Source organism: Bradyrhizobium sp. 18BD (assembly GCF_054185225.1).
The window spans coordinates 1-14,022 of record NZ_JAVAYL010000005.1; the positions used below are offsets into that span (position 1 = coordinate 1).

11 protein-coding genes and 1 pseudogene are annotated in these 14,022 nt (G+C 64.9%); 2 read left to right on the plus strand and 10 right to left on the minus strand.

Annotated features, from left to right (window positions below):
• The 9 genes and pseudogenes from RAD16_RS10570 to RAD16_RS10610 form a co-directional block, all read right to left on the minus strand.
• On the minus strand, positions 1-176 hold a 176-nt coding region (locus RAD16_RS10570), incomplete at its 3' end, for a helix-turn-helix domain-containing protein (protein WP_458158183.1).
• A gap of 220 nt (positions 177-396) precedes the next feature.
• Positions 397-843, minus strand: a complete 447-nt coding sequence (locus RAD16_RS10575; RefSeq protein WP_458157810.1) for a c-type cytochrome — start codon at positions 841-843, stop codon at positions 397-399.
• 131 nt (positions 844-974) lie between these two features.
• Positions 975-3,284, minus strand: coding sequence for a xanthine dehydrogenase family protein molybdopterin-binding subunit (locus RAD16_RS10580; protein ID WP_458157811.1), 2,310 nt, complete (start codon positions 3,282-3,284; stop codon positions 975-977).
• 308 nt (positions 3,285-3,592) lie between these two features.
• On the minus strand, positions 3,593-3,982 hold the full coding sequence (locus RAD16_RS10585; protein ID WP_458157812.1) for a DUF1127 domain-containing protein: 390 nt from the start codon (positions 3,980-3,982) through the stop codon (positions 3,593-3,595).
• Between the two features lie 264 nt (positions 3,983-4,246).
• The gene (gene murJ / locus RAD16_RS10590) at positions 4,247-5,773 is read right to left on the minus strand and encodes a murein biosynthesis integral membrane protein MurJ (RefSeq protein ID WP_458157813.1); all 1,527 of its coding nucleotides are present in this window, start codon (positions 5,771-5,773) and stop codon (positions 4,247-4,249) included.
• Positions 5,774-5,992: 219 nt separating this feature from the next.
• Positions 5,993-7,180: a DegT/DnrJ/EryC1/StrS family aminotransferase gene (locus RAD16_RS10595; protein WP_458157814.1), complete on the minus strand. Its 1,188-nt coding sequence runs from the start codon at positions 7,178-7,180 to the stop codon at positions 5,993-5,995.
• Between the two features lie 10 nt (positions 7,181-7,190).
• Positions 7,191-8,195 carry a Gfo/Idh/MocA family oxidoreductase gene (locus tag RAD16_RS10600; protein WP_458157815.1) on the minus strand — a complete coding sequence of 335 codons (1,005 nt, stop codon included), beginning with the start codon at positions 8,193-8,195 and terminating at the stop codon, positions 7,191-7,193.
• A gap of 182 nt (positions 8,196-8,377) precedes the next feature.
• Positions 8,378-9,790 carry a mannose-1-phosphate guanylyltransferase/mannose-6-phosphate isomerase gene (locus RAD16_RS10605; RefSeq protein ID WP_458157816.1) on the minus strand — a complete coding sequence of 471 codons (1,413 nt, stop codon included), beginning with the start codon at positions 9,788-9,790 and terminating at the stop codon, positions 8,378-8,380.
• A 91-nt stretch (positions 9,791-9,881) separates the two neighbouring features.
• Positions 9,882-10,026: pseudogene (locus RAD16_RS10610) on the minus strand (NAD-dependent epimerase/dehydratase family protein); the annotation flags it as partial.
• Positions 10,027-10,235: 209 nt separating this feature from the next.
• On the opposite strand from RAD16_RS10610, the gene RAD16_RS10615 reads away from it, so the two are divergent.
• Both RAD16_RS10615 and RAD16_RS10620 read left to right on the plus strand, forming a co-directional pair.
• The gene (locus tag RAD16_RS10615; protein ID WP_458157817.1) at positions 10,236-11,195 is read left to right on the plus strand and encodes a lysylphosphatidylglycerol synthase transmembrane domain-containing protein; all 960 of its coding nucleotides are present in this window, start codon (positions 10,236-10,238) and stop codon (positions 11,193-11,195) included.
• A 102-nt stretch (positions 11,196-11,297) separates the two neighbouring features.
• Complete coding sequence (locus tag RAD16_RS10620) at positions 11,298-12,071, plus strand: glycosyltransferase family 2 protein (RefSeq protein ID WP_458157818.1); 774 nt, start codon at positions 11,298-11,300, stop codon at positions 12,069-12,071.
• Here the strand turns inward: RAD16_RS10620 and RAD16_RS10625 are convergent.
• Entirely contained in the window at positions 12,049-13,971 is a 1,923-nt protein-coding gene (locus RAD16_RS10625; RefSeq protein ID WP_458157819.1) for an SDR family NAD(P)-dependent oxidoreductase, read from the minus strand. The two genes, RAD16_RS10620 and RAD16_RS10625, sit on opposite strands and share 23 nt — an antisense overlap.
• Between the last annotated feature and the right edge of the window lie 51 nt (positions 13,972-14,022).

Below are 14,022 nucleotides of genomic sequence, written 5' to 3' on the forward strand. Positions count from 1 at the left end.
ATCGGCCGCAGCGCCTCCGCCCCGCCGGCGCGAAAAAGATCGCGCCATGCATAGAGGTCCTTACGTAACACATTCAGCTCCTGGGAAAGAGCCCTTATGCGCTCACCCGCCAGAATGCGACGGACTGTCTCGAGCTTGAACTCTCGGCTGAAAACACGGGGTGATTTGTTGGGCATACGTTCTCCGTTAGAGAACTGTCCCTAATTTCCCGTGTCTCACTTTTGGGGTGCACTCCATTAGTGGCTCGTACGACCGTCCCGGATTTCGCTCCGCTCATCCGGGCTACGAGAGTTGAGGTTGAGGCAACAAAAAGGGCGGCTGCTTTCGCAACCGCCCTTTCCTGATTGTGGCAACCCGGATTTCGCTGCGCTCCATCCGGGCTACGAGACGGTCGCCTCAACCGTTCTTCACGCGGAACGTCTCGTGGCAGCCGCCGCATTCCTTGCCGACTGCGGGAAACGCCGCCTTGAGCGAATCCAGATCCTTGATCTTGCCCTTGGCGTCGCCGACGACCTTGGCGAAGCTGGCGATCCTGGCGTCGAAGCCGGCCTTGTCCTCCCAGACCTTTGGCGACGCGCTGTAGTCGCCCTCGGGCTTGATGCCCTTGGCGCTGGCCGGAAACAGGTTCGGCAGCTTCTTGGCGGTGTCCTCGAACTGCGCCAGCGCGCTGTCCACGGTGGCCTGGTCGTAGGGCTTCTCGCCCTTGACCATCGCCGCGACCGCGCCGGCGTTCTTGCCGTTGCCCTTCATGAGGGTCTGGACCTCCTTGACGGAATCCTGCTGCGCCCAGACGGCGCCCATGCCGAGCAGCAGCGCGCCCGCAACAACCAACACTCGCTTCATTCGCAAAATCCCTTTCGCTGAGACAGGATCGTGCTGACCCCACCTGAGGCCAACACCGTTAGGCAGGTTTCATTCCATCCCGGGCGCGGCGATCAATCGTCCCACTCGGGATGTTCTGGTTCGGCTTGAACTTACAGGCTGTGACGGCGGTGGTGCTCGTTGATGGCGATCCACACCCGCTCCGGGGTCGCCGGCATGTCGATGTGGTCGATCTTGTATTCGCGCCAGAGCCCGTCGACGATGGCGTTGACGACCGCGGGACAGGAGCCGATCGCGCCGGCCTCGCCCGCGCCCTTCACGCCCATCGGATTGGTCTTGCAGGGGATGTTGTTGGTCTCGAACACGAAGGCGGGACCATCGGCTGCGCGCGGCAACGCGTAGTCCATGAAGGTCGCGGTGATGAGCTGGCCGTCGCCGGCGCCATAGACCACCTGCTCCATCAGCGCCTGGCCGATGCCCTGCATCGCGCCGCCATGCACTTGCCCAGCGAGCAGCAGCGGATTGAGCGTCTTGCCGAAATCGTCGACGATCACGTAGTTGACGATCTTGATGATGCCAGTGGCCGGATCGATCTCGACCTCCGCGACATGGGTGCCGTTGGGATAGGTGCCGTCGGCGCTGGCGAAGGTCGCGCTTGCATTCAGCTTCGACGGATCGGCGCCGGGGCGCCTGGCGAGATCGGCGAACGAAATCGAACGGTCGGTGCCGGCGACGCGCACCACGCCTTCGGAGATCTCGAGGTCGCCGGCGCTCGCTTCCAGCGCCTGCGCCGCGATCTCCTTGAGTTTCTGGCCGAGCTCGCGGGTGGCGCGCTCGACGCTGACGCCGCCCGAGGGGATCGAGGCCGAGCCGCCGGTGCCGAGGCCCGTCGCGATCATCGCGGTGTCGCCCTGGTGGATGTGCACGCGCTCGGGCGCAACGCCGAACTGCTCGGCAACGATCTGTGCATAGGCTGTCTGGTGGCCCTGCCCGCTCGACTGCGTGCCGATCAGCACGGTGATGTCGCCGTTGGGGTCCATCCGCACATTGGCGGTCTCCTCGCCCATGGTGCCGCAGACCTCGACATAGCTCGCAAGCCCAATACCGCGGATCAGGCCATTCTTCTTGGCCGCCTTGGCGCGCTTGGAAAACTCCTTCCAGTCGGCGATCTCCATCGCGCGCTTGAGATGCGCGGCGAAGTCGCCGGAATCATAGACCTTGCCCGTGGCCGTCTTGTAGGGCAGCGCCTTCGGCTGGATGAAATTCTTGCGGCGGATGGCATCCGGCGTCATGTCGAGCTTTCGCGCACAGGCGTCCACAAGGCGCTCGATGACATATGCCGCTTCAGGGCGGCCCGCGCCGCGATAGGCATCGACCGGCACGCTGTTGGTGAAGATGGTGCGCACCCGGCAGTGGAAGGCCTGGATGTCGTAGAGGCCCGGCAGCATGCCGGCGCCGCCGTGGGGAATGTAGGGCCCGAAGGTCGACAGATACGCACCCATGTCGCCCATGAGGTCGCAATCCATCGCGAGGAATTTGCCGTCCTCGGCGAGCGCCATCTTCGCGGTGGTGACGTTGTCGCGGCCCTGCGCATCGCCCATGAAATGCTCGGAGCGGTCGGCGGCCCATTTCACGGCCTTCTTCAGCTTGCGCGCCGCGACCGCCATCAGGGCGTATTCCCTGTACGGAAACAGTTTTGTGCCAAAACCGCCACCGACGTCGGGACAGATCACCCGCATCTTTTCGGTCGGGATGTTGAGCACGTTCTGGCACAGGATGTCGCGCAGGCGGTGGCTGCCCTGGCTGCCGACGGTCAGCGTCAGATGATCGTTCTTGGCGTCGTATTCGCAGACCGCCGCGCGCGTCTCCATGAAGCTCGCGACCACGCGCGGATTGACGATGGAGATCTCGGCGACCGCATGGGCTTTCGCAAAGGCGGCTTCGGTGGCGGCCTTGTCGCCGATCGCAACGTCGAACAGCACGTTGCCGGGCTTGTCCGGCCAGACCTGCGGCGCGCCTTTCTTCACGGCGTTGACGACGCCGGTCACCGACGGCAGCGGGCTCCATTTGACGTCGATCGCCTCGATCGCGTCGCGGGCCTGATCGATGGTCTCGGCAACAACGAAGGCGATGGAATCGCCGACATGCCGCACCTCGTCCTTGGCCAGGATCGGGTAAGGCGGACCGGTGAAGGGATCGGTCTCGAGGTTGAAGAGGCAGGGCAGATTGCCGAGATCCTTAACGTCATCGGCGGTGAGAATCAGCGCGACGCCGGGCAAGCCGCGAGCACGGCCGGCATCAATGGTGAATTTGGCATGCGCATGCGGCGAGCGCAGCATCAGGCAGCGCAAGGCAGCCTGCGGCGCGTAATCGTCGGTATAGCGGCCCTTGCCGCGGATGAGCGCGTCATCCTCTTTGCGCAGCACGCTTTGGCCAACGCCGAACTTGATGGGAGCCGCCATTTTCTTGTCCCGTCCTATGGTTGTTTTGCCGGCATATTGCCGTGGAAAAAGTGGCAAGGCAAACGGGTTTAGGCGGGCTCGGTCCGCGAAAAATTGTCCGGCCCCCGCGCTCAGAGCGGGATCGGACGGAAAGGCCGCAGCGCGGTCATTTCCCCGTGAAGATCGATAATCCCGTGGACGTCTCCAACGCGCTTCGCCCCTGCCAGCTGGCCGATGGCCGAATCGCCGCAGCGCACGCCTGAGAACAAGCAGCCGTACTGACCGCCGCTTGTTCTCAGAGCGCATGTCCACGTCTCGCGTTTGATCATCTACATCCCACCACGGCTCCAGAGATGCCGCGTGCTATCTCGCAGCGTATCGACCGCTCGCTGCGGCGTGAGGTAGTCGATCTCGCCGCGCGTCAAACCGATGTCCCTCAGCTCCCTGTCACTCAGGTCTTGCAGGGAGCGCTGTTGGCCCTGGCGCCGCTGCTGAAACGCACTCCAATATCGCTTGAGCAGACCGAGCACGCTTCGCGCCGCGGGGCCGGCAGCATCCTTGTCAGACAAGGCGTTGTCCAGCGCCGCAGCAGACGCCTTGAGACGTGCCGCCAACGCCTGGTCGACCGCGTCCTTGGCTTGCACGATAGAGAGGTTGAAGCCACGCCTTGCGGCGTCGCCCTCAATCCCGGGTGAGATGTCCGTCAGTTGTGGTGGCATCTTATGCTCCTGCTGTTGTGCCGGCAGGGAGCGTCGCCAAAGAAAAGGCCCCGTCCGATGCCGGCGGGGCCCTTGTGAAAAGATGTCGTCGTCGAATTCCTAGCGCGCGACTCCTCCCACGGCCCAGCCGAAGCGGGTCATGTTGATGCAGTTGAGGTGGCGCGACGATTTGCTCATACGGCGCCAATAGCACGGCAAGCGCACGAAATCAAGGGATGCGCAGAGATCGACTGCATCCTGGGGGCGAGCGCCTCGCTTCGGCGCCTAGCCGCGCACCAGCGAGACCAGCCAGCGGCGGCCGAACAACACCAGGATCGCAAGCGCGTAGACGATCGTGCCTCCGACGGCGAGCAGGACCAATGTCAATTCATCGTGGAAGCGCACCGAGGCCAGAGAAGAAGCACTGACGCGTGCAATCAGCCAGAAAGCCGCGGCGACGATGATGCCGATCAGCAGGAATTTGGCGAGCGACATCAGCCAGGCGCGGTCCAGCACGAGGAAGCCGCGGCGCACGGCGAAGAACAGCACCAGCAGCAGGTTGGTCCAGACGCCAATGGCGGTCGCCAGCGCCAGGCCGATCTGGGCAAGCGATCCCATCAAGGCAACCTTGAGGACGACGTTGACCGCGATGCCGGTCAGCGAAGCCCGCATCGGCGTCGCGGTGTCCTTGCGCGCATAGAAGGTCGCAACCGCGCTGCGGATCAGCACGAAAGGGATGAGGCCGATGGCATAGGCCGACAGCGTAGCACCTGCCGCAACCGCATCGGCCTTCGAGAAGGCACCGCGGGCGAACAGCGCGCGCATGATCTCGTCGGGCACGGTGAGGAAGGCCGCGACGAAGGGCACCGAGAACAGCAGCGTGAAATCGAAAGCGCGGCGCTGCGCCTTCATCGCGCCGTCATGATCATTGGCCGTGATCCGCCGCGACATCTCCGGCAGCAGCACCGTGCCGATGGCGATGCCGATCACGCCGATCGGCAACTGATTGAGTCGGTCGGCGTAATAGAGCGCCGACAGCGCGCCCGCCGGCAGGAACGTCGCGATGATCGTGTCGGCGAACAGGGCGACCTGCGTGCCCATCGAGCCCAGCGTCGCGGGTCCCAGCGCCTTGAAGAAGCTACGGACGTCCTCGTCGAGCTTGAGCGGTGCAAAGCGCGGCAGGCCGCCGTGGCGGGCGAGGTCGCCGGCAAGCAGGAAATATTGCAGGAAGCCGGAGATCAGCACGCCCCAGGCCGCGGCATGGCCCGCGGTCGGAAACCAGGCGGCGAGCGCCAGCGTCATCATCATCGCGACATTGAGGAAGATCGAGGCGGCAGCCGCGCTGGCAAAGCGCTGCATCACGTTGAGCATGCCGCCATAGAGCGTCACCAGCGTGATCAGCAGCAGATAGGGAAAGGTGATCCGGGTCAGCTCGATCGCGAGCTTGCGCTGCTCCGCATCCTCGGAAAAGCCCGGCGCCAGAATGCTCATGGCCTGCGGCATGAACAGCCAGGCGAGGATCAGCAGCACCACCTGAGAGGCCAGCAGCAGCGTGAAGATGCGGTCGGCGAACAGTTTTGCCGCCCCCTCCCCGCGCTCGCCATGGACGTGGGCATAGGCCGGCACCCAGGCCGCGTTGAACGCGCCCTCGGCAAAGATCGCGCGGAAATGATTGGGCAGCCGCAGCGCGACGAAAAAGGCGTCGGCCACGGGGCCGGCGCCGAGGATCGCCGCGAGCATGATGTCGCGGGCAAATCCCGTCAGCCGCGAAAGCAGCGTGTAACCACCAACCGTGAAGATGCGTCCGAGCATGCGTCCCTTCTAGAGACTTATCGGACAGAGGTCGATTGCATCTTGCGATGCGCATTGCTGCGCCCTCTCCCCTTGCGGGAGAGGGCAGCGCCACAGGTAGATACAAACTCAATCGGGTGAGGGGTTTCTCTCCCAGCTTTCGATGCGGAGAGAGACCCCTCACCCGTCTCGCCGCTATCGCGGCGAGCCACCCTCTCCCACAAGGGGAGAGGGTAGAAATCAGCCCGCCAGCGCGCCGTGCACGGCGGCGATGATTCGCTCCTGGTCGGCTTCGGTCAAATAGGCATGCATCGGCAGGCTGATGACGTCCTGCGACAGGCTCTCGCAAGCAGGCAGGCCGCCCTCGGCGACCGGATACTGCTTGTAGGCGGTCTGCTGATGCATCGACTTGCCGTAATAGATCGCGGTCGGCACGCCCTGGGCTTTCAGCGCGGCAGCGAAGCCATCGCGGTCGGTGCCTTTGGGCAAGCGGATCGTGTACTGCGCCCAGACCGAGGTATTGCCGGGGCTAAGGCGCGGCACGGTGACCACGTTGGACAGGCCGCGCGCGTAACGCTCGGCGACCTTATTGCGGGCGGCGATCTCGTCGTCGAAGATCTTCAGCTTCTCGATCAGGATCGCAGCCTGCATGGTGTCGAGCCGCCCGGTCAGGCCGAGGCGGACGTTGTCGTATTTGTCGACGCCCTGCCCGTGCACGCGGATGCTGCGCAGCGTCGCGGCGAGCTCGTCGTCATCGGTGAAGATGGCGCCGCCGTCGCCGAAGCAGCCGAGCGGCTTTGCGGGGAAGAAGCTGGTCGCGGTGGCGAGGCCGAAGGTGCCGAGCTTGCGGCCCTTGTAGCTCGCACCAAAACCCTGCGCGGCATCGTCGAGCACGAACAGGCCTTCGGCATTGGCGATTTCGGCAATGGCGTCGTGATCGGCGGGCTGGCCGAACAGATCGACCGGAATCACGGCGACCGGCTTCAGGCCGGCCTTCCTGGCGGTCGCGATGCCGCGCTTGAGCGAGGCCGGGCTCATGTTGAAGGTCGTCTCATCGACGTCGACATAGATGGGCGTCGCGCCGGTCCGCGCCACCGGCGATGCGGTCGCGATGAAGGTGAAGGATGGACACAGCACGGCATCGCCGGGCCCGACATTCTTCGCCATCATCACCATCAGGATGGCGTCGGTGCCGCTGGCGCAGGCGATGACGTGCTTGGCGCCGCTATAGGCCGCGAGCTGCTTCTCGAGCTCGAAAACCTCGGGGCCGTTGACGAACTGGCAATGGTCGAGCACGCGCTTGACGGCGGCATCGAGCGAGTCACCAAGCCGGCGGCGCTGCGAGGCGACGTCGATGAAGGGAATGGGTTCGGAACGCAGATGCTGGTTCATGGCCTGGTTCTTGACGCCTTCTTGCGTGGTCGACATGGAAAGGATTTTAGCCGGCGATGCGGCGCGGGCCCTTGAGGGCGGCCGATTTGGCTGCGGGCCGCGACGGTGTTTCGAGGCACTGCGTGGCGATCTCGAGGCTGGCGACGCCCTCGTCGCCGGTGACCGCCGGCGTCTCGCCGTTGCGCACCGCCTTGAGGAACGCGATCAGCTCGGCGCGCAGCGGCTCGTCATGGCCGACCGGCAGATGCCGCATCGAATAGCTGCCGTCGGGCTTGAAGCCGAAGCATTCGGTGACCTGGCGCGTCAAGAGATCGCCCATCACGTATTTGTCGCGGGTCGCGACCGTGACGCTGCGCGCCTTGAACGGCGTCAGCCAGTTGGTGTTGATGTGAGCGAGCACGCCGTTGGCGGTGCGGAACTGGAGCAGCGCGATGTCCTCGCGCTCGGCGACCGCGCTCGACAATTGCGGCTGCACCTCGACGATGTCGGATTCGGTGAACCAGCGGATCAGGTCGATGTCGTGCACGGCGAGGTCGATGACGACGCCGACATTGGACATGCGCGGCGGGAACGGACCAACGCGCGTGATCGCGATCGAGAGAATGTCCTCGCCCGCGATCGCCTGCTTGACCGCGGCGACCGCCGGATTGAAGCGCTCGACATGGCCGACCATCAGCGTCACGCCGGCCTTCCGCGCGGCGACGACGATCTCGCGGCCCTCTTCGACCGTCGAGGCGATCGGCTTCTCGACCAGCACGTGGATGTTCTTGGCGATGCAGGCGAGCGCGACCTCGTGATGCAGATGGGTCGGCGCTGCGATGGTGACGGCATCGACGCCCGCGGCGAACAGCTGGTCGAGCGTCTCAAAGCCCTGGCAGTTCGCAAGCTCGATGGTGCGCGCGAGGTGCACCGGCGAGGGATCGACCACGCCGACGAGGGTGACGCCGGGAAGACCGCTCAGCACCCGCGCGTGGTTGCTGCCCATCACGCCCGCGCCAATCACGCCGACGCGCAAGCCGGCCTTTGCCGGTTGTGACCCTTTGGAACTCATCTGAGCAAACCCCGATTCAACGCAAATCCCCGGGCCGCTTCTAGCACGGGTGCCACATTTGTGGCGAATGCCGGCCTGATTAACCGGACACGATTTGATTCAAAAAGTTACACGTTCTCCGGGCCTTAGGCCGCAGAATGCGGGCTTTTCAGGCCCGGATCGCGTGATTCGGAGTTTGCTGGTTACGACCTTTGATAGTCGTCTTCAATCCGGATGATGTCGTCTTCCCCGAGATAGGAGCCGGTCTGGACCTCGATCAACTCCAGCATGATTTTGCCGGGATTCTCCATCCGGTGCACCGCGCCCATCGGGATGTAGATCGACTCGTTCTCGTGCACCGTCTTCACGGTTTCGTTGACGGTGACGCGGGCGGCACCGCGGACCACGATCCAGTGCTCGGCGCGATGATGGTGCTTCTGCAACGACAGGCGCCCGCCCGGCTTCACGACGATGCGCTTGACCTGATGACGCTCGCCATTGTCGACGGACTGGTAGCTGCCCCAGGGCCGGTGCACCTTGAGATGCTCCTCGGTGACCTTGGGCGCGACCGCCTTCAGTTTGGTGACGAGACGCTTGAGGCCATTGGCATCCTTCTGGCGCGACACCAGCACCGCGTCCGCAGTGGCGACCACGACGAGATCGTCGACGCCTTCGAGCGCGACCAGCGCCTGATCGGTGGTGACGTTGCAGTTGCGCGAGTCTTCGAACACGGCCGTGCCGTGCGCGGCATTGCCCTGCGCATCCTTCGGCGACAATTCCCACACCGCGTGCCAGGAGCCGACATCGGACCAGCCGCAGGACACCGGCACCACGGCGGCGCGCGAGGTCTTCTCCATCACGGCATAGTCGATCGAGATCGCCTTCGCCGCGCCGAACGCCTCTGGCTCCAGCGTCACGAAGCCGAGATCGCGGCCGGCATTGGTGACCGCATTGGAGACCGCCTCGACGCTTGCCGCATCGACCCTGCGATATTCGTCGAGCAGGACGCTCGCCGGGAACATGAAGTTGCCGCTGTTCCAGAGATAGCCCGAATTGACGTAGTCGGCGGCCTTCACCGCGTCCGGCTTCTCGACGAAACGCGCGACCGCACGCACCTCACCGGAGATCACCTCGCCCGGACTGATATAGCCGTATTCAGTCGCCGGCCGCTCCGGCTTGACGCCGAAGGTGACGATGCGCCCGGTGCTCGCGGCCGTGAGGCCTTCGCGGCACGCGGCGACGAAAGCCGCGTTGTCCTGCACCACGTGGTCGGCGGCGAGCGCGAGCACGATCGCCTTACTGGCGCGGTTCTGCGCGAACACGGCGCCCGCAGCGATCGCGGGACCGGAGTCGCGGCGCATCGGCTCGAGGATCACGTCGGCCTCGATGCCGATCTCGGCGAGCTGCTCCAGCACCATGAAGCGGTAGGACGCATTGGTGATGACGATCGGACGATCAAACAGCGAAGCGTCGGAGACGCGCAGGAGCGTGTCCTGGAAGGTCGAGCGGGTGCCGAACAGCGGCAGGAATTGCTTGGGGCGCACCTCGCGCGAGGCCGGCCACAGCCGCGTGCCGGCACCGCCGCACATGATCAGGGGGATAATGCGTTTGTCCATCGTCATTTCAAACCTTGAAGTAATCCCGGTTACGAACTCTGTGCGCAATCGGCGTTGACGGTGCAAAGCCGGTGTCGCGCATCAGATCCTCGACATCCGCGAACGTTTCCAAACGTGTCCGGCTGTTGAGATTGTCGAGCCCGACGACCGGCTGGCCTTCGGCCAGAAGCCGCCGGGGCGACGTGAAAGCCGATGAAGTCCGCGGCCCCCGTGACCAAAATCGGCTGATCCGTCATCCTGTTCCCAAGGCTCCCCAGCCCGCAGTGCCTCTTTAGCCGGTATCGCGGGGGCGCAACAGCCTCGCCGAGCGTCATAACGACCGTTCATGACGGCCCGCCGTCACCGCTATTGCAAGATCGGCGCCAAAACCATACCAAAGCGGCCGAATTCGGCGCCCTGCGTCGGGTTGCCTTAAATCTTCGCAAACCCTGCTGATGCGGACGAGATGCGCCGAATCCTGCTGTCGACGGCCAAGATCCTGATTTCCGGAGCGCTGCTCTATTTGGCGCTGCGCAAGGTCGATCTGACCGAGCTATTGTCGCGCTTCACCGCGACCAGCCTGTTCTGGATCGGCATGGCGATCGCGGTGACGTTCCTGCAGATCTTCGTCGGCGTGCTGCGCTGGCGCGAGGTCAGCGCCGCATGCGGTGCCCCGCTCGAGCTCGGCCGTGCCATGCGCTACAACGTGATCGGCGCCTTCTTCAACCAGACCCTGCCCTCCGCGATCGGCGGTGATGCGGTGCGGCTGTGGCTGGTCGCGCGCGCCGGCGCCGGATGGCGCGCGGCCACCTATTCGATCTTCGTCGACCGCGCGATCGGCCTGATCGCGCTCGCGATCGTCGTCATTGCGAGCCTGCCCTGGAGCTACGAGCTCATCACCGATCCGCACGGGCGCTCGGCGCTGCTGCTCGTCGACCTCGCCGCGCTCGCGGGCGGCGCCGGCTTCCTGGTCTTCGGCGCGCTGAAATGGCCGTGGCTGAAGACCTGGTGGGGCACGCACCACATTCACGCCTGCGCGGTGATCGCCAACCGCGTGATCTTCAGTCCCACGCGCGGGCCTGCGATCGCGGTGCTGTCGCTGCTCGTCCACGTGCTCGCCGTCGTCATCGCCTGGTGCGTGGTGCAGTCGATCGCAGCGCCGGTCAGCTTCGGCCAGATCTTCCTGCTGATTCCGCCGGTCATGCTGATCACCCTGATGCCGATCTCGATCGCCGGCTGGGGCGTACGCGAGGCCACCATGGGCCTCGCCTTCGGCTTCGCGGGCCTTGCGGCGAATGAGGGCGTCAACGTCTCCCTGCTGTTCGGCGCCGTGTACTTCATCGTCGGCGCATTCGGCGGCCTGGTCTGGATCCTCAGCGCGGAGAAAGCCGCGCAAGGCTCGACGCCGATCGGGGTGCGTGAATAAGGGTTCACAGGACGAGCTGGAAGCCCTGCGCTCCTCCTGTCGTTGTCTATCATCCCCCGGGTTTGTTTCCTATAATCTCCGGCGCCGTACCCCGGATCCGGAATGAAGATCAGCGTCATCACAGCCAGCTACAATTCAGGGGCGACGATCGGCGCCACCATCGAATCCTTCCTCGGGCAGACCCATCCCGACAAGGAGATGCTGGTCGTCGACGGCGCCTCGAAGGATGCGACGCTGAAGATCGTGGAGTCGTTCGGCTCCAGCGAGATCCGCGTGATCTCCGAGCCCGACAAGGGTGTCTACGACGCCATGAACAAGGGGCTGCACCTGTTCAAGGGCGACGCGATCGGCTTCCTCAATTCGGACGACACGTTCCACGATGACGGCGCGCTGGCGGCGATCGCGGCAGCGCTGGACGCGGCCGACGTGGTCTATGGCGACCTCGACATGGTCGTCGACCATCACTCCAAGACGCTCGTCCGCGCCTGGCGTGGCGGACGCTTCCGCCGCTATTCGTTCCAGCTCGGCTGGGTGCCGCCGCATCCGACGTTCTACATGCGGCGGGCGGTCGCCGAGAAGGTCGGCGACTACGACCTCAGTTACATCACGACCGCCGACTACGATTACATGCTGCGTGCGCTGGCGCTGAACGACTACAGGGTCGCCTACGTTCCGCGCGTCATCGCCGATTTCCAGATAGGCGGCATCAGCACCAGCGGCTGGCGCGTGAGCTTGCGCGCCAATCTGGAGTGTCTGCGATCGCGCCAGCAGCATCTGAACGCGCCGGCGATCGACGCCGCATTCTTCCTGCGCTTTGCCCGGCGGATCTTTCAGCTCCGCTCGCGGGCGTCGCTCAGGATGCAGCGCTCGCGTTGACGCCGAACTCCGGAACGGCATCCTTCAGGATGGTCCTGATCGTGGCGCGATCGTCGTGCACGATGGCGAGTTCGAGCGCGGACATCCATTTGCGCAGCGTCTGCATCGGCGGCTCGTTCGGCTTCGCCGCCATGACGCCAGCGACGCCGATATCGACCGTCGGCTCCTCGGAGGCGAACAGGATTTCGTTCAGCCGCTCGCCCGGCCGCATGCCGCTAAACACGATCTCGATGTCGTGGCCGGGCTGCAATCCCGAAAGCCGGATCATCCGTTCCGCCAGATCAACGATCTTCACCGGCTGGCCCATGTTCAGCACGTAGACCGACACGTCGAAACGCTTGGCGCCGAGCGCGTGGGTGGCCGCCGTGATGACGAGATCGCAGGCTTCGCGAATGGTCATGAAATAACGGACCATGTCCGGATGGGTCACGGTGATCGGGCCGCCGGCCTCGATCTGGGCCTTGAACTTCGGCACGACCGACCCGTTCGACGCCAGCACGTTGCCGAACCGGACCGAGATGAAGCGCATCGCCGGCTTGCCGCCGCCGGCCTGCGCGACGAGGTCGTGGTCGAGCGCCTGGCAATACATCTCCGCGAAACGCTTGGTCAGACCGAGCATCGAGACCGGCTCGATCGCCTTGTCGGTCGAGATCATCACCATGGCCTCGGCGCCCGCCGCAAGCGCGGCATCGGCGACGTTGATCGAACCGAAGATGTTGGTCTTGACGCCCTCGCTCCAGTCCCGTTCCAGGATCGGAACGTGCTTGAGCGCGGCGGCATGGAACACGATGTCCGGCTTGAACTCCGCCATCAGGCGCGCGATGCGCTCGCGGTCGCGGATATCGGCGATCCGGCCCTCGATCTCGGCGCCGGAATGGCGCGCGGCGAGCGCCTCGGTGACCGCATAAAGGGCCGGCTCCGAATTCTCGACGATCAGCAGACGCGCCGCGCCGAACGCCATCACGCGCTCGCAGATCTCCGAGCCGATCGAGCCGCCGCCCCCGGTGACGATCACGCTCTTGCCCTTGATCAGGGCCTCGAGACGCGCATAGTCGATCGTCTCGCTCGGGCGCAGCAGCAGATCCTCGACGGCCACCGAGGTCAGGTGCGGCATGTCCCCCTGCTCGAGCGACGGCAGGCGGCTGACGATCACGCCCAGCCGCCGCGAGCGCATCAGCACGGACTCAGGCCGCGCTTCCGGCTCGAAGGCGGACGGCGTCATCACCACCCGGGCGATCGGTTTGTTGCGCTTGGCGAAGCTGGCGAAGATGTCCTCGATGTCGTCGATCGCGCCGACGACCGGCACGTTGCGGATGAGCTGGCCAAGATCGGCCCGGGACGGCGACAGCACCCCGACCGGCCGCAGGTGCTTGATGGCGCCGCTCTCGACGCCGCGGAGGACGACCTCGGCATCGGCGGCGCGTCCGATCAGGAGCGTCGGTGCGGCATTTTCGGTCCTGACGTGATGCATCACGCGGGTGTAGCGGAAATAGCGGTAGGTCAGCCGCAGCGCGCTCAGCGCCGAGATTTCCAGGAACCAGTAGAGGACGATAGTGATCTTGCCGAGAAAGAAGGTCCCATGCACGTTCGGCGCGACGAAGATGTAGTCGAGCACGAGCAGGGCGACCGCCAGCACCGTGGCGGCACGGATGATGTTCAGCGCATCGGGCAGCGAGATGAAGCGCCACTTCGTCGTCGTCAGGTTGAAGACGAAGAAGACGACCACGCTGAAGGCGAGGAAATAGGGCAGGATCTGCAGCAACAGCGGCAGGCGGGCGGAGAAGTCCGCCCCCCCTTCGAAACGCAGATAGAACGCAACGAACAGGGCCGCGGCCGTCGCCGCCACGTCGTGAACCGCGATCAGGAAATTACGCAAGGTAAGATGCGAAAGACGCGTCATCTGCGGCCGAATATCCCCCAGTTCTGCATACAACCTGACCGCGCTGATAGC

Bases quoted from the DNA above. Each gene is read 5' to 3' on its own strand.
- RAD16_RS10575 (WP_458157810.1), bottom strand. From the start codon at position 843: ATGAAGCGAGTGTTGGTTGTTGCGGGCGCGCTGCTGCTCGGCATGGGC.
- RAD16_RS10580 (WP_458157811.1), bottom strand. From the start codon at position 3,284: ATGGCGGCTCCCATCAAGTTCGGCGTTGGCCAAAGCGTGCTGCGCAAA.
- RAD16_RS10585 (WP_458157812.1), bottom strand. From the start codon at position 3,982: ATGCCACCACAACTGACGGACATCTCACCCGGGATTGAGGGCGACGCC.
- murJ (WP_458157813.1), bottom strand. From the start codon at position 5,773: ATGCTCGGACGCATCTTCACGGTTGGTGGTTACACGCTGCTTTCGCGG.
- RAD16_RS10595 (WP_458157814.1), bottom strand. From the start codon at position 7,180: ATGTCGACCACGCAAGAAGGCGTCAAGAACCAGGCCATGAACCAGCAT.
- RAD16_RS10600 (WP_458157815.1), bottom strand. From the start codon at position 8,195: ATGAGTTCCAAAGGGTCACAACCGGCAAAGGCCGGCTTGCGCGTCGGC.
- RAD16_RS10605 (WP_458157816.1), bottom strand. From the start codon at position 9,790: ATGGACAAACGCATTATCCCCCTGATCATGTGCGGCGGTGCCGGCACG.
- RAD16_RS10615 (WP_458157817.1), top strand. From the start codon at position 10,236: ATGCGCCGAATCCTGCTGTCGACGGCCAAGATCCTGATTTCCGGAGCG.
- RAD16_RS10620 (WP_458157818.1), top strand. From the start codon at position 11,298: ATGAAGATCAGCGTCATCACAGCCAGCTACAATTCAGGGGCGACGATC.
- RAD16_RS10625 (WP_458157819.1), bottom strand. From the start codon at position 13,971: ATGACGCGTCTTTCGCATCTTACCTTGCGTAATTTCCTGATCGCGGTT.